This window comes from Klebsiella africana, assembly GCF_020526085.1.
In the GTDB taxonomy this organism is placed as follows: Bacteria; Pseudomonadota; Gammaproteobacteria; order Enterobacterales; family Enterobacteriaceae; genus Klebsiella; species Klebsiella africana.
In genome coordinates, this window is sequence record NZ_CP084874.1 from 3396356 (window position 1) to 3417530 (window position 21175).

General features: G+C 58.3%; 16 protein-coding genes. 1 reads left to right on the forward strand and 15 read right to left on the reverse strand.

All coding sequences use genetic code 11. The features are described 5' to 3' along the window. Positions 1-76 precede the first annotated feature (76 nt). The 4 genes from mukB to cmoM are packed head-to-tail and all read right to left on the reverse strand — an operon-like array spanning position 77 to position 7329. The gene (gene mukB, locus LGL98_RS16520; RefSeq protein ID WP_136032050.1) at positions 77-4525 is read right to left on the reverse strand and encodes a chromosome partition protein MukB; all 4449 of its coding nucleotides are present in this window, start codon (positions 4523-4525) and stop codon (positions 77-79) included. After that, positions 4525-5229 carry a chromosome partition protein MukE gene (gene mukE, locus LGL98_RS16525; protein WP_025712951.1) on the reverse strand — a complete coding sequence of 235 codons (705 nt, stop codon included), beginning with the start codon at positions 5227-5229 and terminating at the stop codon, positions 4525-4527. The genes mukB and mukE overlap by 1 nt, the downstream gene beginning before the upstream one ends. After that, positions 5210-6532, reverse strand: coding sequence for a chromosome partition protein MukF (mukF, locus tag LGL98_RS16530; RefSeq protein ID WP_136032048.1), 1323 nt, complete (start codon positions 6530-6532; stop codon positions 5210-5212). The genes mukE and mukF overlap by 20 nt, the downstream gene beginning before the upstream one ends. After that, a complete protein-coding gene (cmoM, locus tag LGL98_RS16535) occupies positions 6529-7329 on the reverse strand; it encodes a tRNA uridine 5-oxyacetic acid(34) methyltransferase CmoM (protein ID WP_136032046.1) in 801 nt (266 codons plus the stop codon). Before cmoM ends, mukF begins: the two co-directional genes overlap by 4 nt. A gap of 121 nt (positions 7330-7450) precedes the next feature. Here cmoM and elyC point away from each other — a divergent pair, with 121 nt between their 5' ends. Beyond that, positions 7451-8230, forward strand: a complete 780-nt coding sequence (gene elyC / locus LGL98_RS16540; protein ID WP_136032045.1) for an envelope biogenesis factor ElyC — start codon at positions 7451-7453, stop codon at positions 8228-8230. Here elyC and LGL98_RS16545 read toward each other — a convergent pair. The 11 genes from LGL98_RS16545 to aroA form a co-directional block, all read right to left on the reverse strand. Next, positions 8207-9100 carry a YcbJ family phosphotransferase gene (locus tag LGL98_RS16545; RefSeq protein WP_136032043.1) on the reverse strand — a complete coding sequence of 298 codons (894 nt, stop codon included), beginning with the start codon at positions 9098-9100 and terminating at the stop codon, positions 8207-8209. The two genes, elyC and LGL98_RS16545, sit on opposite strands and share 24 nt — an antisense overlap. 137 nt (positions 9101-9237) lie before the next feature. Further along, on the reverse strand, positions 9238-9984 hold the full coding sequence (gene kdsB, locus LGL98_RS16550; protein ID WP_136032041.1) for a 3-deoxy-manno-octulosonate cytidylyltransferase: 747 nt from the start codon (positions 9982-9984) through the stop codon (positions 9238-9240). Then, a complete protein-coding gene (gene ycaR / locus LGL98_RS16555) occupies positions 9981-10163 on the reverse strand; it encodes a protein YcaR (RefSeq protein ID WP_012542316.1) in 183 nt (60 codons plus the stop codon). The genes kdsB and ycaR overlap by 4 nt, the downstream gene beginning before the upstream one ends. 63 nt (positions 10164-10226) lie before the next feature. After that, entirely contained in the window at positions 10227-11456 is a 1230-nt protein-coding gene (locus tag LGL98_RS16560; RefSeq protein ID WP_136032040.1) for a winged helix-turn-helix domain-containing protein, read from the reverse strand. Positions 11457-11510: 54 nt separating this feature from the next. Beyond that, positions 11511-12491 (reverse strand): tetraacyldisaccharide 4'-kinase, encoded by a 981-nt coding sequence (gene lpxK / locus LGL98_RS16565; RefSeq protein WP_136032038.1) that lies wholly within the window; start codon positions 12489-12491, stop codon positions 11511-11513. After that, positions 12488-14236: a lipid A ABC transporter ATP-binding protein/permease MsbA gene (msbA, locus tag LGL98_RS16570; RefSeq protein WP_136032035.1), complete on the reverse strand. Its 1749-nt coding sequence runs from the start codon at positions 14234-14236 to the stop codon at positions 12488-12490. The genes lpxK and msbA overlap by 4 nt, the downstream gene beginning before the upstream one ends. 36 nt (positions 14237-14272) lie before the next feature. Beyond that, the gene (locus LGL98_RS16575) at positions 14273-16537 is read right to left on the reverse strand and encodes a ComEC family protein (protein ID WP_136032034.1); all 2265 of its coding nucleotides are present in this window, start codon (positions 16535-16537) and stop codon (positions 14273-14275) included. 204 nt (positions 16538-16741) lie between these two features. Continuing rightward, complete coding sequence (gene ihfB, locus LGL98_RS16580; protein ID WP_002898165.1) at positions 16742-17029, reverse strand: integration host factor subunit beta; 288 nt, start codon at positions 17027-17029, stop codon at positions 16742-16744. Positions 17030-17180: 151 nt separating this feature from the next. After that, positions 17181-18854 (reverse strand): 30S ribosomal protein S1, encoded by a 1674-nt coding sequence (gene rpsA, locus LGL98_RS16585; protein WP_002898162.1) that lies wholly within the window; start codon positions 18852-18854, stop codon positions 17181-17183. 133 nt (positions 18855-18987) lie between these two features. After that, on the reverse strand, positions 18988-19671 hold the full coding sequence (cmk, locus tag LGL98_RS16590) for a (d)CMP kinase (RefSeq protein ID WP_080897559.1): 684 nt from the start codon (positions 19669-19671) through the stop codon (positions 18988-18990). Between the two features lie 174 nt (positions 19672-19845). Continuing rightward, positions 19846-21129: a 3-phosphoshikimate 1-carboxyvinyltransferase gene (aroA, locus tag LGL98_RS16595; RefSeq protein WP_087805786.1), complete on the reverse strand. Its 1284-nt coding sequence runs from the start codon at positions 21127-21129 to the stop codon at positions 19846-19848. Positions 21130-21175: the final 46 nt, after the last annotated feature.

The following is a 21175-nucleotide window of genomic DNA, read 5'->3' on the forward strand; positions in this document are numbered from 1 at the left end:
TACCGAACTGGATAGCAAAAAGGGCAACTTAACGTTGCCCTTTTCACCGCTTCCCCGCCAGAATTTGGCCGCAGCCTCAGGAGGCGTCGGCCGTCCCCGGTACGGTTTCCGGCAGCGGCGCGGCAAACCCGCGCAGCCCCACCACATGGACGTGTTCATGGTTGTTAACCACTTTACGTACCAGCTTATAGGTGGTGCCTTTCTCCGGACTGATATTTTCCGGCGCTGCGATAATCAGCTGCATCTCCAGACGTTCGCACAGCTCGAACAGAGTGGCGATGGAGCGGGCGTCAAGACGCGCCGCTTCATCGAGGAACAGCAGACGGCAAGGCGAGATATCCTTGCCGCGCAGACGACGAGACTCATCCTCCCAGCTCTGGACCACCATTACCAGAATCGACATCCCGGTACCGATCGCTTCCCCGGTAGACAACGCGCCGGACTCCGCGCGCAGCCAGCCATCGGAGCCACGGTTAACCTCCACTTCCATCTCCAGATAGTTGCGGTAGTCGAGCAGCTCTTCGCCGATGGTTTGCGGCGTACGCTGCCCCATGTCGATCTGCGGGTTCAGACGTTGATAAAGCTTAGCCAGCGCCTCCGAGAAGGTCAGGCGGTTGCTGTTGAACAGATCCTGGTGCTGCTCATGCTGCTCGGAGAGCACGTCGAGCAGCATCGAGTGGGTCTCACGCACATTGACGTTCAGCCGCACGCTATTGACCTGGCCGAAGGAGACGCTCTGCAGACCCTGGTTGAGCATCCGGATACGGTTCTGCTCGCGTTGAATAGTCTTGCGAATAATGTTGGCCACGCTGCGGGAACTGATCGCCAGCTTCTGTTCGCGGTTAGTCAGCTCTTCGGTCAGCCGGCTGAGCTCGATCTCCATCTGCTCGATCGCTTCCACCGGATCATCGGTGCGAATAATATCCTGACGAATACGCTCGCGCAGATGCTGGTAAACGGCAACGAAGAACTGAATTTTGCGCTCCGGACGCTTCGGATCTTCCGAAATACGCAACACATCACGCAGGTGTTCGTTATCGGCCACGGCCAGACGCAGCGCACCCAGCGCCTTATCCGACATCGAACGTAGATCGTCGGCGGAGAGATAGGCCAGCTCGCGGCGATGCAGACGACGTTCCACGCCGTTGTCTTTCACCAGACGCATCACCGCGCACCAACCCGCCTTGGCGGTCACCACCTGCTCACGCATTTCGCAGTAATCGCGCTCCAGCTTGCGCAGTTTACGGGTCAGGTTATCCATTTCCGCTTCGCAGAAGGTCAACGCTTTCTCCAGCTGATTGCGACGGGAGCGGTTGTTGCTAAGCTGCATGTGCAGTTCGTCACGACGTTGGCGCGCGCGCTCTTCCGCGCCGGCATCGGCGCGCACGCCAATGTCCTGCAGCTCTTTATACAGATCGTTGAGCAGCTCTTTCTTGGTGTCATACGAGCTCTTCAGCGAGGCCAGTACCTGATTGTATTGACTAAGCTGCGCCGCATGGGTTCGCATTGCGTCGCGCGCGCGACTGCGTTCGGATTCCGCCTGCTCAAGACGCTGGCGCAGCTTCTCGTTGAGATCGCTGTTGCCGCTGAGCATTTCCGCCGAATCGGAGTAGCTAAAGTGGGCCCGGCGCTGCACAACTTCCGCCAGGGCAAAAGCCTGCTGGCGCGCTTCGCGCTGGGTTTGCTGCGCATAGGCGTAATCTTCTTTCAGCTGTTCAAATTGCTCAGGATCGCTCTGCAGCACCGAAACAATAGGCTCCAGCTTCGCCAGCTGATTGCCGTGCTGCTGAATAAAGCGTGCCGCCTCCTGGGCTTCATCCAGACGTTCCTGGATCTCGTCCACACGATCGGCCAGCGTATCGTCTGCCAGCAGGTTCAGGCGCGGCAGCAGACGGTTGAGGGCCGACACGCCCTCTTTCGCCTGCTCGTATTGCACGCGGTTCTGCTGGTTATCGTTTTCATGGGCGCTCAGCGCACGCTCCAGCTCGCCGCGGCGGCTGTTAAGCTTGCGGATCTCTTCTTCCGGATCGTCCTCGAAAGCCACCCCCAGGTGGCTGCCGATGAAGCGGCTAAAGGCCTGGTGCAGGCGCTGGGTTTTCTGCACGTCGAACGACAGGGTTGCGAAACGCTCAGACAGCGATTCACGCTCGGCATGCAGTGTTTCGATGCGGTTTTCACGCGCCGCGCGACCAAACAGCGGCAGCGACGGAAAACGCGAATAACGCCACTGGCGATCGGCAATCTTCACTACCACCGCTTTTTCCAGCTCGTCGACGCTGAATACGCTGTCGTCAAAGGATTGCGGATCGCCTTCGATCAGATAGAGATCTTCCGGGCAATCTTCCAGTCCTTCGAGCTGCTCGGCAACCTGCGACAGATCCGGCACCACGATGGCATGACGCGACGGACCGTACAGCGCGGAGAAGTACGGCGCATCGTCCAGGCTGACGTCGTCGTAGATCTCAGACAGCAGAACGCCGCCAAAGCGTTCCGCCAGCGCGTTGAGGCGCGGATCTTCCGAACCGCCCGGCTGGCTGAGACGCTCGATCTCTTCGTCGATGGCGCGCTTGCGGGCGCCGACTTCATCACGTTCAACGATAGCCTCGCGCTCACGCTCCAGCAGCTGCTGCAGGTATTCAGTGACCTCCTGGCCGGACTCAAACTGCTCGCCGCTCTGCTCGCACAGCTGGTTAAGGCTGTTCTGCGCCGCCAGCCAGATCGGCGCCCGGCGCATCAGCGTTTGGGTACGCGACTGCAGCTGTTCCAGCTCCTGGCGCAGCGCCATACGCTGCTCCTGGGCGTTGGAGACGCTGTCGGCCAGTGACGCGATGCGCGCTTCCAGCTCCTGATGCAGCGTTTCCAGATCGTCGATATCGTAGCGTTTGCCCTGGCGTTTGCAGAACTCGGCCAGCTGGCGCTCGGCCTCCTGCTGCTCGCGCAAACGCTGCTCCAGCTCGTTGAGGCGGCTGCGCAGCCCCTGCGCTTGCTCGGCCTGGTGGCGCTGGTTAACGCCGTCGCGCAGCAATTCGCGCGCCACGTCCCAGGCTTCATTGCGCGCCAGCGGGCCGTTAATCGCCGCCACCAACTGGTAAGCCTGTTCAAACTGGCTGTGCGCGGTTTGCGCCACGCTCATTTTCTGTTCCAGCGACAGCATTTTCTCCGTCGCTTCCTGCTCTTTCGCCTGGAAGGTTTCCAGCCACTCGTCGGCGCTCTCCGGGGTCAGATCCGGCAGATGGCACAGCGCCTTCGCGCGCTCCAGCGCCTGCAGCGCCTGGTTATACTGAATGGCGCGAGTCTGCTGAACGTCGAGCGCCTGCTGATAGTCAGCGAGCTGGTTTTTCAGCTCATCTACCTCCAGCTCGGCGGCCTCGGCGCGGGCTTCATTCTCTTCCTGGCGATCGACGGCTTCCGCCACCACTTCATTCTGCTCTTCCAGGCGGATCTGCAGCTCGTCGAGATCCGCTTCGTAGCGCTCGATTTTTTCCTGCTGACGCAGCGCAGTCTGCACCAGGTTCAGGTGATCGCTGGCGGCCTGGTAATCCGCTTCCAGATCGCCCTCCGCGCCGTTATGCTCCTGCAGCTCGCGCGCCATGTCGACGTGCTTGTACTGCTCGGCCGCCAGCTGCGAACGCGAGGTAAAGAGATCGCGGCGATACTCCAGCGCCTTATCCAGATGAATGCGCCGCTCGTTGGCGTGACGCATATAGTCCGCCGCCACGTAGTTGGTGGCTTCGCTGATCAGGTGTTTGAACAGATCGCGGTCGGACTGGGTAACGCGGATCGCCTCAAGGGTCATGCGGTTTTCCCGCAGCGCCGCTTCCATATCCTGGAACGCTTTACGCACGCCGCTGTTTTCCGGCAGCAGGTAGTCGCGCAGCGAGCGGGTAATGGTGCTGGAGATCCCGCCGTACAGCGAAGCCTCAATCAGGCGGTAGTATTTGCTACGATCGGAGGCGGAACGCAGACGACGCGCCACCACGCCCAGATCGAACATCAGCGAGTGGTACTCGGTTATCGAGTTAAATTGTTTGAACTGGACCCCTTCCATCGTTTCCAGCTTGTCTTTCAGCTCGTTGAGACTGACGACGCGCGCCTGGCGATCGTTGAGCGTCTCGGTCAACAGCTGGGTCGGCAGAATGGAAGTTGGCAAACCCTGAATGGCAAAAGGCTTGATATCAACTTTGCGATCGCGTCCGGCAACCTGCTGTAGACGCACGCCGACCACCACACGCTGGTGGCGGGAGTTGATCACGTCGAGTACCGAGTAACAGACCCCGGCGCGCAGCTTACCGTGCAGACCTTTATCGCGTGAGCCGCTGGTGGCTCCCGCTTCGGTGGTATTGCGGAAGTGCAGCAAGGTTAAATCGGGGATTAGCGCCGTGACGAAGGCTGCCATGGTCGTGGACTTACCGGCGCCGTTCCCCCCGGAGAGAGTCGTGACCAGTTCGTCAAGATCAAAGGTCCGGGCAAAGAAGCCGTTCCAGTTAACCAGCGTCAGCGAGCGAAATTTACCGCGTTCAATCATTACTCTTCCTCCCCGCTATCCGGCTGGTTTTCTTCGTTCTCATCATTGAGCTGCAGGTGATTTTCCAGAGCCATCGCTTCCCCGTCGCGGATCAAGCGGCGCTGCGCTTCGCGCGGGTCGTCGCCGGCGCGCACGTCAGCGCCAAAGCGGAATACCGATTCGGTGATGCGGAACTTGCTGCTGTCGTGGCCCATAAACCACACCATCCCCAGACGGCGCAGGCGGTTAAGCGACGCACGCATCTTTTCCTGCAGCTTCTGGCGGTCAAGATCGGAGCCGGTGGAACGGTTGTTCACCAGCTTCAGCAGTTTGGCCTCATCCGCCAGCGTCAGCAGCTCGTCATAGAGCTCCTGCTGGGTAAAAATCCCTTCGTTTGCCAGACGCTCCGGGCTGAGATAGAGATAGCAAAGAATTTTGCCCACCATCATATCCAGCTCCGACAGCACCGAGCGCGAAATCAGGGTAGTGGAGCGCGGGCGCAGGTAGAAGAACCCCTCCGGCGCACGGATCAACTCGACGTTATAGCGAGCGTAAAACTCTTCCAGGTAATCCTGGAAATCCATCAAAAATGCGTGATTATCCAGCTCGTCGAGACCGATATGACGGCCCGCGCGCAAGGCGCTGTCCAGCGCCGGAAATAACGGATTGGCCAACGCCTGCGCCAGCTTAACCGGCATCACTTGTTCAATATTTGTCGATGACATGCGCCTGTACCTTGGCTCCGTAATCATTAATCGGCTGCCATTTTGCCGGCAGTCCGGTGAAATCTGCCTGGGCCACGCCCAGCTGTACCGCCTGATCCACGACGATCCGCGCCACGTCGAAATGACGCCCGCGCGGATACTGCGCCAGGAACTCCCGCGCCACCAGGCCGAGATCCAGCGGTATTCCTTTCTCTTTATAACCCGCCAACTGCGCTTCAATCAGCGCCGCCAGCTGCTCGCGAATTTCGTTAAATTCTTCAAATTCGAGATCCGCTGGCAACTCGCCGGTGACCTCTTCATCACGCAGGGCCATCTCTTCATCGCGCATATCCAGCAGACGATCGGCGTTGGCGTAAGTCAGCGCCCACGGCTCATCAAAATAGGTCTGTACCGACTGGCGCAGACGCTGGGCGAAGACGCGGTTTTTATCCATATCGATAGCGGTACGGATAAACTTATGCACATGGCGGTCGTAGCCAATCCACAGGTCGATGGCCTGCTGGCCCCAGCTAACGATGCGGTCGAGTTTACTTTGCAGATCGAACACCAGCCGATCGACAAAATGCAAATCGTCGCGCGCCAGGGTCGAATCCTGAATGCGCAGCAGATTCGCCTGCAGTTTATCCCCCGCCGCATCCAGCGTATCCTGCAGTTCGCGCAGGGTGCCGGAGGTTTCCGACAGCAGCAGTTCACAACTGGAAATCGCCGCGCGCCAGTCTTTATTCAACAACTGCGCGATATCGTCTTTCACCAGCTGCTGCTGCTCATCCATAATGCGCTGCGTCAGGTCAATGCTGTCAAAAATTTCCGCCACGGAATATTTCAGCGGGGCGAACACGTTGCGATGCCAGTGGAACTCATCGCCGCCCTCTTCCGCCGCGTCCGCCGCGCGCTTTAGCTCACCGGCGACGATCGACAGCTGCATCGAAAGCCGTAGCGTCGAGAATTCGCGCTGACGAATATAGTAATCGGTGATCCCGATCCCCAACGGCGTCAGGCGATAGATCGCATTGCCTTCAGTTACTTCGCTGGTAAAGCGGTTCAGCAGACGCTGGCGCACCAAATCGTTAATCGCGTTATTGGCGCGCTGGCTGATGGTTTCGCTGGTCTGCTCAAACGCATCACTGACGTGGCGGAACGCATCCACCAGTTCTCCCTCGCTCATTTCCCCTTCCAGTCGTTCGCCATTCAGGGTGGCGATCGCCAGCAAAAAAGAGAGTCTGTCGACCGGCAGCGAGATAGAAAAATCATTTTTCCTGGCCCAGGCAACCAGTTCGGGGACTGTCTGGGAAAATTCACTCATACTTTATCCTTGCATCTGCGGCTATGCGCCTGGCTCTTAAGCGCGGTGACATGAATATAACGGCCCAGGCTGAGATACGGCTCCTGACGACAGTAGCGCGTCTCCAGCGCCAGCAGCGCCGCATAGCTGTCATGCTGTTGGCGTTTTTCACGCAGATAATCATGAAACACCCGCACGCCGGTTTTGCTGACAATCTGCCAGCCAATCTCTTCCAGCCAGTGATAAACCTGCTGCGGTTCACGCGGATAATCCGGCGATAGCGTGCGTTTTTTCTTTTTTGGCATGCCCAGTTGTACGTAATCGAAATTACCGGCCACCATATTGTGCATCAACAGGCCGTTAGCATTGTAGAACATCAACGACAGTCCACCGCCAGGACGCAGCGTCGACCATAGCGTACGCAACACCGCCTGGGGCTCCGCCACCCACTCCAGCACCGCATGAAACAGTATCAGATCGACCGGGCTTTCCAAATGCTGCGCAATATCCTGAGCCGCGCATTGTACAAAATGCATGTTGTCGATCACACCTTTATCGGCAGCTGCCTGGCGGGCACGCGCTACCATTTCAGCAGAGAGATCGCACAGCGTCACGTGATGGCCCAGTTGCGCGACTTTGATGGCCGTTTGCCCTTCACCGCCACCGGCATCCAGCACCTTCAGCGGTCCCGGCCCCAGCTGCGCCAGTAAAGGTTCCAGATCCTGCCAGAGGATCGCCTGGCGCAACTGGCCTTTTGTGGTGCCGTAAATATTGCGCGAAAACTTTTCAGCAATGTCATCGAAATTGCGATCCTGCACGGGCGACTCCACAAGCCAACACAAAACCGCTATTTTGTCATACCCACGGAGAGAATGAAGCGATCTGTTATAAGATCCGAACATAACTTTGGTTATATGGTTAAAAAAGGAACCATCTGGCATGCTTTTCACGCTAAAAAAGATCGTCGGCGGTCTGCTGCTGCCGCTACCCGCCCTATTGTTGCTGATCGGTATCGGGATCGCGCTGCTATGGTTCAGCCGCTTTCAGCGTACCGGGAAGCTATGCGTGAGCCTCGGTTGGCTGCTGCTGACGCTACTGAGCCTGCAGCCCGTGGCCGACAGCCTGCTGAAACCGATAGAAGATAGCTATCCCACCTGGCGCGGCGAGCAGCCGGTGAGCTATGTGGTGGTACTGGGCGGTGGCTATACCTGGAACCCGGAGTGGGCGCCAAGCTCTAATCTTATCAATAACAGCCTACCGCGCCTGACGGAGGGCATCCGCCTGTGGCAGGCAAATCCCGGGGCGAAAATGATCTTTACCGGCGCGGCGGCAAAAACGAATCCCGTGAGTACGGCAGAAGCTGGCGCGAGAGTGGCGGAGAGCCTCGGCGTACCGCGCAGCGATATCATTGTGCTCGATCGGCCAAAAGATACGGAAGAAGAAGCGCTGGCGGTAAAGCACGCCATCGGCGATGCGCCCTTCCTGTTGGTCACCTCGGCGTCACACCTTCCGCGAGCGATGATTTTCTTTCGCCATGCCGGGCTGGATCCGCTACCCGCGCCGGCCAATCAGTTAGCGGTGACCTCAGCGCTTAATCCATGGGAGCGGGCCATCCCTTCTCCGGTGTGGTTGATGCACAGCGACCGGGTCGGCTATGAAACGCTCGGTCGCATCTGGCAATGGCTGAAAGGCAGCTCAGACGAGCCAGGGCAGGAGTGATTTGCCGGCAAGGTCGAAACGGGCGCGGTCAAAGCGCCCGGTATTGACCAGTCTATCCACCTCATCCCACAGCAGATAGAGCCAGCGCCGCCAGATAAAGGCCTCGGAAACCGGCGCCTGCTGCAGGTAGCGCCATAGCAACTGCTCGGCCTGCCCCCCCTCGGCCAGGCGGAAAAGTTCATACTCGCGCGGCGCCCACAGCATCATTCCCGGACCAACCATCGCCAGCAGCTGGTCGCTGCGCGGGTCTTTCAGCATGCTGCGCAGGGTGAAGTTACCATGCACCAACACAGCATTGTCATTGAAATCACGGAACAGCTCCGGAAGGCACTCACGGGAGCGGAACAAAAGGCGCTTATCCTGCATCGTCAGACCGGTGTCCTGATACAGGTTCAGGGTGCTCCACAATATCTCTACCCGCTGGCGGTACCAGTTCGGCCACAGGTTGTCCTGGGTATTGTCGACCATTCCCACGCAGCCGCCGCTGTCCTGACGATGCCAGGCCAACAGCGCCTCGACGATTTGCTCCTGCAACTGCTCCCAGCGCGCCGGGGTACGCGTCGGCGCCTCCACCGGTACGCCGCGCAGGCGCTCAAGCAGCAGCACATCTGGTCCGGGATGCTCTTCGTGCGTCATGACGCCATAAACCACCGGCATACGTACCGTACCATTGCGCGCGAGGGTGGAGAACTTCCATGCCAGTTGCCGCGCCACACCGGGCGTGGTGAAACTTCGCGCCAGCAGCGGCATCGGGTTTCCCTGCGCATCATATAGCGACCACAGCGCCGTAGCGGCTTGTTCACTGACACACTCCACCCGGCTTAACTTTTCGCCAAGCAGATGACTGAGTTCGGTTCGCAACTGTTCCATTGTCGATTACCCCTATGAACACTACTGGTTTCATAATGAGCGCCCACACCGGGGTTGTCATCGGATAAGATCAAAAAGGGGTAAAAAAAGCGAAAAACCGACGGGAATGTCCCCTCCCGCCGGGAGGGGACAGAGGACTAACGTAGTTCAGCGCGGACGCGCTCCAGATCTTCCGGGGTATCCACGCCGGTGCCGGGCACTTCGGCCGCCACGGCGACATGGATTTTCTCGCCATACCACAGCACGCGCAGCTGCTCGAGCATTTCAATCTGCTCCAGCGGACTCGGCGCCCAGCTGACATAGCGACGAATAAAGCCGGCGCGGTAGCCATAGATGCCGATGTGACGCAGCAGGGAATCACCGATAGTCTCGCGGGAATGAGCAAAGCGATCGCGATCCCAGGGTATGGTGGCGCGGGAGAAATAAAGCGCATAACCTTGCGCATCCATCACCACTTTCACCGCATTCGGATTAAACGCCTCTTCCGCATCGTGGATCGGTACCGCCAGCGTCGCCATTCCGCTGCTGCTGGCAGCCAGATTCTCCGCCACCTGACGGACAATTGCCGGAGGGATCATCGGCTCATCGCCTTGAATATTGACGATAATGGTGTCATCGCTGAACGCGCATTTTTCCACCACTTCCGCCAACCGTTCGGTGCCGGACTGATGGTCGGCGCGAGTCATACAGACCTCGCCGCCGGCGGCTTCAACCGCCCGGGCGACATCTTCGTGATCGGTGGCGACAATAATGCGATCCGCGCCGGATTCGCGCGCACGCTCCAGCACATGGACAATCATCGGTTTGCCATTAATATCCTGCAGTGGTTTTCCCGGCAGGCGCGTAGAGGCGAAACGCGCAGGAATAATAACCACGAAACTCATGAGTGACTCTCTTCTACCGTCAGCGCTCGGGCTTCAGTCTCCAGCAGCACAGGAATACCATCGCGCAGCGGAAACGCCAGACTATCAAGTTTGCAAATAAGTTCTTGCTTATCCTGACTGTAATACAGCTTACCGTTACAGACCGGGCAGGCGATGATTTCAAGTAAACGGTGATCCATGTTTCCTCCTGATGGACCGGATAGATTTCTCAGCAGCATATCACAGGAAGGTTGACGTCGGGATCAATCGGCGTCGATTTCCCACCCCTGCTCCTGGCCGACAAACAGCCCTTCCGGCAGGCGTCGGCACAGAACACGTTCCGCCGATTGCCAGCGCGCGAAGTCGGTAATCGCCCGGCGAAGCCCCTGTTCAAGGTCACGGGTGATCTTCACCCCCTCCTCCAGCCACAGAGAGAAGATCTCCAGTTCCCGGCTTTTGCGATGTATTTTACTGTCCATTCGCCCAACCAGCTTGCCCTGGTGCAGCAGGGGCAATACGAAATAGCCATACTGCCGCTTCGGCGCTGGGGTATAGCACTCCAGGCGATAGCTGAAGTTGAACAGTTGCTCCGCGCGTTTCCGATCCCAAACCACCGGGTCGAAGGGAGAGAGCACGGCGCTATGGCTGGGAGTGAGCTTTCCGCCCGGGGAGGACTCCAGCTGCGCCAGCGCGTCGCGATGCAGCCACATCTCGCCAAGGGCTTCGACATTAACCGGCACCACGAGGCCCTCTTCCTGCCAGGCCGCCAGCAGACCCGGTAGCGCCGGCTGACGTAAGCGATAGTAATCGGCCAGCCACTGAGGGCGAAAGATGCCGAGGCTGCGGGCGCTGTTGCGCAACATAATGGCCTCTGCTTCATCGCGGGAAAGCGCGTCGCGTTCGTCGTCCCAGTCCGGCATCACCCGCCGGGTTAAATCATAGACACGGTGGAAGTTACGCCGCTCCACCACCATCACTTCGCCGGCAGTAAACAATCCTTCGAGGTGGCGCTTATGCGGTTTCCACTCCCACCAGCCGCTGGCACCTTTGCGTGGGTGGGAAAAATCCGCCGAGCGAACCGGGCCGTTTTGCCCGATATGCGCCAGCAGCTCGGCAATACTCCCGGCATGCTCCTCCATCCACGCGCGATGGTATTTCCAGCCCATATTGTCGGGATTCAACATGCGATGGCGCACCAGGGCGAAATCGCTGCGCGGTAGAAAGCAGGCTTCATGCGCCCAGTATTCCATTAGCTCGCCGCTGCGCAACGAGTCATCCAGCCAGTGCTGCGGATAGCTGCCGAGGCGGCTGAACAGCACCAGATAGGGGCTGCGGGCCACCACATTGATAGTATCGATTTGCAGCAGCGACATCTGCTGAATGGTAGAAAGGATGTCATTCGGGCGAGCGCGACGCCGGGGCTTTTTTAACAACCCCTGCGCCGCGAGATGAAGATGGCGCGCCTCGTTAAGCGATAATTGCAATACCGACATGCAGGTTCTCCGTCAGGAATTCCAGCACAGCGGCGGGCAAAGCCGGCGCCTCGGTTAACGTTGCGCCAACGTCGCTAAGTCCGCGAGCAACCGCTGTGCGCGTTCATCGGCCATTATGGCGTCGACCGGTAAATACCACCAGTTCGCGGCGGCGAAATCGCGACATTTCACCGCGTCTTTCTCGGTCATCAGCAGCGTCTGATCGGCGGTTACCAGAGCGGCGACATCGGCCTGGCTCAGCGCCTGATGGTCCGCCAGGGCTACGGTTTTAACCGGCTGGACGCCGCAGTTTTCAAGGGTGGCGAAAAAGCGCGGCGGATGGCCGATGCCGGCCATCGCCACTACGTTCGTGAAAGTCGAGACATCGCGACGTTCGCCGGTAAGCAGGTTAACCGCCATCCCGGGACGCAGTTGCATCGGGATCTCCCCCGGACGCGACACGCCACCGTTAACGATAACCGCATCAACGCTTTGCAAGCGCGACGCCCGCTCGCGCATCGGCCCGGCCGGTAACCACCAGCCGTTACCAAAGCGGCGCACGCCGTCGATGACGACAATTTCTCTATCCCGCGCCAGCTTATAGTGCTGTAAACCATCGTCGGTCACAATCATCTGCAGATCGTGCGCACTGAGCAACGCTTTTACCGCGTCGCTGCGCTGCGGAGCGACAGCGACCGGCGCGCCGGTACGCTGATGGATTAACACCGGCTCATCACCGGCCTGCGCCGTACTGGTCCTGTCGTCCAACACCAGCGGATAGCGATCGGCTTTACCGCCGTAGCCGCGAGACACGACGCCAACGCGAATACCGCGCTGCTGCAGCTGCTCCACCAGCCAGATCACCACCGGGGTTTTGCCATTGCCACCGGCGGTCAGGTTACCAACCACCACCACTGGCACCGTCGCGCGCCAGGCTTTTTTCCACCCCAGCTGATAGCTAAGGCGAATAACCGCGCTCACCAGGCCATACAGCCAGGAAAGCGGCAGCAGCAGTCGCCACAGCGGCGATTCCCCGGACCAGATGCGCGCGATCATTCGCCGAATTGCATCTTATGCAGCTGGGCGTACACGCCTTTATGCTCCAGCAGGTCGTGGTGCGTTCCGCGCTCCACGATCCGACCATCTTCAACCACTACGATTTCGTCAGCCTGCTCAATGGTCGATAGACGGTGGGCGATAACCAGCGAGGTACGGTTTTTCTGCAGCTCATCCAGCGCCGCCTGAATGGCACGCTCGGACTCGGTATCCAGAGCCGAGGTGGCTTCATCAAGGATCAGGATCGGGCTGTTACGCAGCAGCGCGCGGGCAATAGCAATACGCTGGCGCTGACCGCCGGACAGCATCACGCCATTCTCGCCGATGATGGTATCCAGACCATTGTCCATCTTGTTGATGAAGTCCATGGCGTAAGCCATCCGCGCGGCCTCTTCAACCTGCTCGCGGCTGTACTCTTCGGTACGGGCATAGGCGATGTTATTGGCGACAGTATCATTGAACAAGTGCACGTTTTGTGAAACCAGCGCCACCTGATCGCGCAGCGAGCTCAGCTTGTACTCGCGCAGGTCGTGGCCATCCAGCAGGATCTGCCCGTCATCAACATCGTAGAAGCGCGTGATCAGGCTGGCGATGGTCGATTTACCCGACCCGGAGCGTCCCACCAGCGCCACGGTTTTCCCTTCCGGGATATCGAGATTGATATTGCGCAGCGCGGCCACTTCGCGACCCGGATAGGTAAAGGTCACGTTCTCGAACTTGAGATTACCTTTCGCCCGCTCAATGACCCGCGTACCTTCGTCTTTTTCCTGCTCGGAATCGAGGATCGCAAACAGCGTCTGGCATGCCGCCATCCCGCGCTGGAACTGGGCATTGACGTTGGTCAGCGACTTCAGCGGGCGCATCAGCGCAATCATTGAGGAGAAGACCACGGTAATGGTCCCGGCGGTCAGGGTGTCCATCACGCTCGGGAAGCTGGCGGCATACAGGACAAAGGCCAGCGCCAGGGAGGCGATAAGCTGAATGATCGGGTCGGAGATTGACGAGGCAGAGACCATCTTCATCCCCTGAAGGCGCATTTTATTGCTGACCTTATCAAAACGTTTGGTTTCCACTTCCTGGCCGCCAAACATCAGCACCTCTTTGTGCCCTTTCAGCATCTGCTCGGCGCTGGTGGTGACCTGCCCCATCGTGTTCTGCATATTCTTACTGATATTGCGAAAACGTTTGGAGACCACGCGGATCGCCACTGACACAATCGGCGCCAGGACGATCAGGATCAGCGACAGCTGCCAGCTGTAATAGAACATCATCACGAACAGGCCGATAATCGATGCCCCTTCGCGGACCACGGTGATCAGCGCGCTGGAAGAGGAGGAGGCGACCTGCTCAGAATCATAGGTGATGCGTGACAGCAGCGTCCCGGTAGACTGCTTATCAAAGAAAGCCACCGGCATGCCCATCATGTGGCCGAACAGGCGACGGCGCATGGTCATCACCACTTTGCCGGAAACCCAGGAGATACAATAGCTCGAGATGTAGCTGGTGATCCCACGCAGCACCATCAGGCCGATAACCACCAGCGGCATCCATAGCAGCACTGAGCGATCCGTTTTACCAAAACCATCATCCAATAACGGTTTAAGAAGCGATAACATGAAGGTGTCACTGCCCGCGTTAAGCACTAACGCTACCGCCGCTACGATTAGCCCGGCTTTAAACGGTGCGATAATCGGCCAAAGTCGGCGGAAGGTCTGCCACGTGGAGAGATCTTTATCGTTCTGCATTCAATAAACCAGCTTGTGTTGAAATAGCCGCATATTCTACCCGTTATCGGCGGGCGCGCCAAACCACTGATGATACCAACGCGGTAAAACTTGATCCCGTAAGCTATGGATTTGCCACCCTTCTGTGGAAAAAATCACCGTTATTTGCCCCTGCTGCGGCGTGGCGAACCAGCGATACCCCCGCTGGCGGTAGCGCTGAACCACCTTGTACGAGGGCATCCGCCACGCATTGTAGCGCGAAGCGGAGGCCAGCGCGGCCGCGCCATCCACCCGGCGGACCAGCAGCGCGCTGGAGGAGGTGTTGCTGCCGTGGTGGGGAACCTGAATAAGTGTAGACCTCAGATGCTGCCAGTAACGGCTGATCATCGCCTGCTCCGCCTGACGTTCTATATCGCCGGTGAGCAGGATGCTGGAGCGACCATCATCGATCCGCACCACACAAGAATGGTTGTTACCCTTTGCCGTGCTGCCCGGTAGCGGCCACAGGGCCTGGAAGTTGAGTCCCTGCCATTGCCAGCGCTCGCCGCGATGACATGGCAGATGATGCGCCCAGCCTAACGGGCTGCGCACCCAGGCCTGCGGCCATGCCTGCAGCACTGAATCAAGGCCACCGCGATGGTCAAGATGTTCATGGCTCAGCATAATCCCTTGCAGCTGCAGATGGTGCCAGCGCAGCCACGGGATAATCACCTGTTGACCGCTGTCACCCTGCGGCCATGCCGGCCCGGTATCGTAAAGCAATGCCTTACCGTGACGCTCGATTACCATCGCCAGCCCCTGCCCGACATCCAGCATCGTCACCCGCCATTCGTCCGCAGGCGGTTGTCGGCCGAATGGCCGCGTCAGCAAAAACAGCACGCTGAGACACAGCGCCGGTGAATGCCGCCAGCTCTGAAAACGCCAGCCCATCACCAACAGCCACGGCAGGATACTGATCCACAGCCAGCGAGCATCCAGCGTCAACCAGCCGTCCGGTAAACGTCTTAATTCCCAGAACAATACCGCCACCACGCGATCGGCCGCCAGCCAGAGTAGCGACTCCACTATCTCCGGCCCCGTGAGATGCACCAGCATCGCGGTCAGAATAAGCGGCACCGCCAGCAGGGTCACTAAGGGTACCGCCAGCAAATTAGCGGCCATGGACGTCAGGCTGACTCCATGGAAGAGCAGGAGCTGGAGCGGCATCAGCAGCAGCGTTACGCCAGCCTGCAAATGAACAAGAGCCATTAAGGCCTTCCACGGCCAGCGCCAGCGGCCGGCAGGAGGCGGTAGCCACTGGAACCAGAAGATCAGCCCCGCCACGGCAAAAGCGGACAGCCACAGGCTTTGCGACAGGACCGCCAGCGGGTCGGCAACCAATATCGCCCCCAGACAACTGAGCCACACCTGCCACGCCGTCCAGCGCTGGCCCGATAAACGCAAAGCGCTGCAGACCGCAAGCCCTACGCAGGTTCGCAGGGCCGGCGGCTGCATACCGGTCAACCAGGCGTAGCCGATGGCGCCGAACAGCCCGGCCAGCAGCGGCATTCGCCAGCCGATCCAGCTGCCCGGGAAAAGAGCCTGCATACCGCGCAGCAGCAGCATGATAAGAGATGCTGCCAGGGCGATATGCAGACCTGAGATGGCCATAAGATGGGAGGTGCCCGTATTTTGCATCAGGGCTTTTATCTCCGTCGGCAGGGCCAGCCGCTCCCCCATCCCTAATCCCAGTATCACCGCACGCCAGGGATAAGGCTCCAGACGCCGGGTCAGCGATGCCAGATAGCGGGCGCGCAGACTGCAGCGGGTATCCAGCGCGGAAGCGGCGACGATCCCTCCGCTCAGCGGCCGGTGCTGGGCCAGCGCATAGCGCTGGCTGTCAAAACCGCCGTCATTGAGCTGACCGTGCACCGGGCGCAGGCGCAGCGTCATCAGCCAGTGTTGTCCCGCGCAGGCTGGGCCGGGAGTGAGATCTCCGTACAGCGTCACGCCAACCGGAGGAAACAGATAGCGACCCGCCAGGCGCACAATCTGGCCTCGATGCAGGGTCTGACCATCCGTCTCGCTGAGGATCACTTCCGCCTGCCGGGTAGCACCGGTGAGGTGCTGGGTTGGCCACAGCGCCTGATGTGCGCTCAATACTCCCCAGATCATCAGCAGGAGCGTCATCGTCACCCAGGGGATAGCCGACCTACGCCAGCGGATCAACAGCAGCGCCAGAACACCCGCGCCTACCAGAATGCCCGGGCCCGGCAACGTAGGTAGCCAGAGCAGCGGCAGCATTGCGATGATGGCGCATCCGGCAAGCCATGGTAGACGCATAAACACCTCCCTGTGAGCGGGCAGTGTGACGTAAGGCGACGCTGACGTCCTGCCACACTATTCCGGTGTGCGTAGCGCTTTCCAGACAATCTTATCGGTTGCAGTCAGGCTCGCTTTTTTTTGCGAAGCAGGGCGTAAATGACGGGCACAAAAAAAGCACCCGAAGGTGCTTTTTGTCGTCAGACAGGTTGCACGTTGTGCAACTTATCCTTCATAAATATTGGCGCGGTCACGTAATTCTTTCCCGGGCTTAAAGTGCGGAACGTACTTACCTTCCAGTTCGACTTTATCACCAGTTTTCGGGTTACGTCCGGTGCGAGGTGCTCGATAGTGCAGAGAGAAGCTGCCGAAACCGCGGATTTCAATGCGCTCACCTTGAGCAAGCGTTGAGGCCATATGTTCCAGCATTTCTTTAACAGCATCTTCCACCGCTTTCGCCGGAATGTGAGATTGCTGGCTGGCAAGTCTTTCAATCAATTCTGACTTGGTCATTATTCCTCCGGTTTCCTTCAAGGCAAAAATTAGCTAACAGCTTAAACAAGGGCGGCCGTAGCCGCCCTTTGTGCTTGATTACAGGACGAATCCTGCAATCTGTCAAGTAAACTCGTCACTATTCAGGTTGTTATTACCTGAATGACAAAGATTACTCGCCTTTCGCTGCTTTGAACGCTTCAGCCATGGCGTTGTTGGAGAAGTTCGCGTCTTCCTGCTTGTTCACGGTAGCGATAGCGTCTTTTTCTTCCGCTTCGTCTTTCGCACGTACAGACAGGCTCACTACGCGGTTCTTACGATCCACGCCGGTGAATTTCGCTTCAACTTCGTCGCCAACGCTCAGAACCAGAGTTGCGTCTTCAACGCGGTCACGGGATGCTTCAGAAGCACGCAGGTAACCTTCTACGCCGTCAGCCAGTTCTACGGTTGCGCCTTTAGCGTCAACTGCAGTCACTTTACCAACAACGATAGCGCCTTTCTTGTTCAGAGCAACGTAGTTGTTGAACGGATCTTCCGCGAGCTGTTTAACGCCCAGGGAGATACGCTCACGCTCTGCGTCAACCTGCAGAACAACTGCTGCGATTTCGTCGCCTTTTTTGTATTCACGAACTGCTTCTTCGCCTGCAACGTTCCAGGAGATGTCAGACAGGTGAACCAGGCCGTCGATGCCGCCGTCCAGGCCGATGAAGATACCGAAGTCAGTGATAGACTTGATTTTACCTTCAACACGGTCGCCCTTGTTGTGGGTTTCCGCGAACTGCTGCCATGGGTTAGATTTGCACTGCTTCAGACCCAGGGAGATACGACGACGCTCTTCGTCGATATCCAGAACCATCACTTCCACTACATCGCCAACGTTAACAACTTTGGACGGGTGGATGTTTTTGTTGGTCCAATCCATTTCGGAAACGTGCACCAGGCCTTCAACGCCTTCTTCGATTTCAACGAAGCAGCCGTAGTCGGTCAGGTTGGTCACGCGACCGGTCAGTTTGGTACCTTCCGGATAACGTTTAGCGATAGCTACCCACGGATCTTCGCCCAGCTGTTTCAGGCCCAGGGATACACGGGTACGCTCGCGGTCGAACTTCAGCACTTTAACAGTGATTTCGTCGCCAACGTTTACGATTTCGCTCGGATGCTTAACGCGTTTCCAGGCCATATCGGTGATGTGCAGCAGGCCGTCAACGCCGCCCAGATCAACGAATGCACCGTAGTCAGTGAGGTTCTTAACGATACCTTTGACTTCCATGCCTTCCTGCAGGTTTTCCAGCAGCTGATCGCGCTCTGCGCTGTTTTCGGATTCGATAACGGCACGACGAGAAACAACAACGTTGTTACGCTTCTGGTCCAGCTTGATGACTTTGAACTCAAGCTCTTTGCCTTCCAGGTGCAGCGTGTCGCGCACCGGACGAACGTCTACCAGGGAACCCGGCAGGAACGCACGAATACCGTTCAGCTCAACAGTGAAGCCACCTTTAACTTTGCCGTTGATAACACCGGTAACAGTTTCAGCGTCTTCGTAAGCTTTTTCCAGCGTGATCCAAGCTTCGTGACGTTTAGCTTTCTCACGGGACAGCAGAGTTTCACCGAAGCCGTCTTCTACTGCATCCAGAGCAACGTCAACTTCGTCACCAACCTGGATTTCCAGCTCGCCCTGGGCGTTTTTGAACTGCTCAGCCGGAATGGCGGACTCAGATTTCAGACCGGCGTCAACCAGTACTACGTCTTTGTCGATAGCAACAACAACACCACGAACGATGGAACCCGGGCGGGTTTCGATTTCTTTTAAGGATTCTTCAAACAGTTGAGCAAAAGATTCAGTCATGTTTAATCTTCAGGTTAATATTAACGTCCACCTGGCTCCGTGCCGGATGGGGTTGTTTCACATACCCGCTGACCATCCATTGCCGCGGGGTACTGCTATAATTCGGAGGCTTTGGCGCGTTACCGGTTAAGGCTTACGCAACACCCAATTTTTCGCGCGCATATTGTAGCGCTTTTTCAATCACTTGCTCAATGTTTAGTTCGGTTGAATCGAGAACTAATGCATCGGCAGCCGGGACAAGCGGCGCCACGGCGCGATTTCGGTCGCGATCGTCACGCTCTTTTATCTCGGACAAAAGACGTTCAAAGTTAACATCAAAGCCCTTTTCCTGCAACTGCCGCATGCGGCGATGCGCCCGCTCATCGGCCGAGGCATCAAGGAAAATTTTCACCGGCGCGTCCGGGAAAACCACCGTTCCCATATCGCGACCGTCAGCGATGAGTCCCGGCAGTTCGCGGAAGGCGCGCTGGCGGCGCAGCAGCGCTTCGCGAACGCGCGGGAAAGCGGCCACTTTCGAGGCGGTATTGGCGACCTCCTGAGTGCGGATTTCACCGCTGACATCTTCCCCTTCCAGCACCACTTCCAGGGTACCGTCAGTAGAAATAAAGCGCACATCAAGATGGGCAGCCAGAGGCACCAGCGCCTCTTCAGACTCTACGTCAACATGATGATGCAGCGCCGCCAGCGCCAGAACGCGATAGATCGCGCCTGAATCTAACAGATGCCAGCCCAGCGCCTCCGCCATTGCCTTGCACAACGTACCTTTACCCGCACCGCCAGGCCCATCAATGGTGATTACCGGAATATTCGCCGTCATCTTTTTCTCCTTCAGCAAGGCGCATGGAATATAAACGCCGCGCATTATACGCATCAATACGCCGGAAAGTGAGCATTGCTTGTAAATTACGGACTACAGGAAATGAAAAGCAGAAGTTTTGCGCAATTATAGCGGGCTGACAGGACATCAGCCCGCGGGATGACAAAGTTTTACTCAGGCGAGGGTACTGATCCGCGCCAGCTGCTCAAAATAGTCAGGGAACGTTTTGGCCGTACATTTAGGATCAAGGATGGTCACCGGCGTATCAGACAGTGCCACCAGCGAGAAGCACATCGCCATCCGGTGGTCGTTATAGGTGCCAATTTCCGCATATTTCAGCGCCGCTGGCGGGGTGATGCGAATATAATCTTCGCCCTCTTCCACCTCGGCGCCTACTTTACGCAGCTCGGTCGCCATGGCGAACAGACGGTCCGTCTCCTTGACCCGCCAGTTGTAGATATTGCGCAGGGTAGTGGTCCCTTGCGCGAACAGCGCGGCGGTGGCGATGGTCATCGCCGCGTCCGGGATATGGTTCATATCCATATCGACAGCCTTGAGCTCGCCGTGGGTACAGGCGATGAAATCGTCGCCCCAGGTGACAGTAGCGCCCATTTTCTCCAGTACGTCGGCGAAACGAATGTCGCCCTGTACGCTGTTGCGGCCAATACCGGTAACTTTCACCGTACCGCCCTTAATAGCGCCAGCGGCGAGGAAATACGAGGCCGATGAGGCATCACCTTCCACCAGGTAATCTCCCGGCGACTGATACTGTTGATTGCCGCGCACCACAAAGCGCTGATAAGACTGATTGTCCACCTCAACGCCAAAGGTTTTCATCAGATGCAGCGTAATATCGATGTAGGGTTTCGATACCAGATCGCCCTTAATGGCGATGAGAGTATCCTGCGGCGCCAGCGGCGCGGTCATCAGCAGCGCGGTCAGGAACTGGCTGGAGACGCTGCCGTCAACCTCGACGTTGCCGCCCTGAAAACCGCCGCGCAGGCGCAGCGGTGGATAATTTTCCTGCTCCAGATAGTCGATCTGAGCGCCGCCCTGACGCAGGGCGTCCACCAGATGACCGATCGGGCGCTCTTTCATCCGCGGTTCGCCGGTCAGCACAATATCATTGCTGCCAAGGCACAGGGCCGCCGCCAGCGGGCGCATCGCGGTACCGGCGTTGCCGAGGAATAGTTCCAGCGCCGCAGCAGCGCGCAGCGGGCCGCCGTTGCCGGTCACTTCGCAACGGGTGCGGTCGGCAGACAGGGTGTATTGAACCCCCAGCGCACTCAGGGCATTCAGCATATGGCGCACATCGTCGCTGTCCAGCAGGTTGGTCAGCACCGTCGTGCCGCGGGCCAGAGCAGCCAGCAGCAGCGCGCGGTTGGAGACGCTTTTCGAACCTGGCAGGTTCACGGTGCCCTCTACGCGTGCGATGGGTTGTAACGTCAGGGATTCCATCAAACTTCACTCTCAAACAAACAGAATAAAAACCCCGCAGACAGGC

What these genes read in the sequence shown, in the direction of transcription:
- mukB (WP_136032050.1), bottom strand. Translation starts at nt 4,525, where the DNA reads ATGATTGAACGCGGTAAATTTCGCTCGCTGACGCTGGTTAACTGGAAC.
- mukE (WP_025712951.1), bottom strand. Translation starts at nt 5,229, where the DNA reads ATGTCATCGACAAATATTGAACAAGTGATGCCGGTTAAGCTGGCGCAG.
- mukF (WP_136032048.1), bottom strand. Translation starts at nt 6,532, where the DNA reads ATGAGTGAATTTTCCCAGACAGTCCCCGAACTGGTTGCCTGGGCCAGG.
- elyC (WP_136032045.1), top strand. Translation starts at nt 7,451, where the DNA reads ATGCTTTTCACGCTAAAAAAGATCGTCGGCGGTCTGCTGCTGCCGCTA.
- LGL98_RS16545 (WP_136032043.1), bottom strand. Translation starts at nt 9,100, where the DNA reads ATGGAACAGTTGCGAACCGAACTCAGTCATCTGCTTGGCGAAAAGTTA.
- kdsB (WP_136032041.1), bottom strand. Translation starts at nt 9,984, where the DNA reads ATGAGTTTCGTGGTTATTATTCCTGCGCGTTTCGCCTCTACGCGCCTG.
- ycaR (WP_012542316.1), bottom strand. Translation starts at nt 10,163, where the DNA reads ATGGATCACCGTTTACTTGAAATCATCGCCTGCCCGGTCTGTAACGGT.
- LGL98_RS16560 (WP_136032040.1), bottom strand. Translation starts at nt 11,456, where the DNA reads ATGTCGGTATTGCAATTATCGCTTAACGAGGCGCGCCATCTTCATCTC.
- lpxK (WP_136032038.1), bottom strand. Translation starts at nt 12,491, where the DNA reads ATGATCGCGCGCATCTGGTCCGGGGAATCGCCGCTGTGGCGACTGCTG.
- msbA (WP_136032035.1), bottom strand. Translation starts at nt 14,236, where the DNA reads ATGCAGAACGATAAAGATCTCTCCACGTGGCAGACCTTCCGCCGACTT.
- LGL98_RS16575 (WP_136032034.1), bottom strand. Translation starts at nt 16,537, where the DNA reads ATGCGTCTACCATGGCTTGCCGGATGCGCCATCATCGCAATGCTGCCG.
- ihfB (WP_002898165.1), bottom strand. Translation starts at nt 17,029, where the DNA reads ATGACCAAGTCAGAATTGATTGAAAGACTTGCCAGCCAGCAATCTCAC.
- rpsA (WP_002898162.1), bottom strand. Translation starts at nt 18,854, where the DNA reads ATGACTGAATCTTTTGCTCAACTGTTTGAAGAATCCTTAAAAGAAATC.
- cmk (WP_080897559.1), bottom strand. Translation starts at nt 19,671, where the DNA reads ATGACGGCGAATATTCCGGTAATCACCATTGATGGGCCTGGCGGTGCG.
- aroA (WP_087805786.1), bottom strand. Translation starts at nt 21,129, where the DNA reads ATGGAATCCCTGACGTTACAACCCATCGCACGCGTAGAGGGCACCGTG.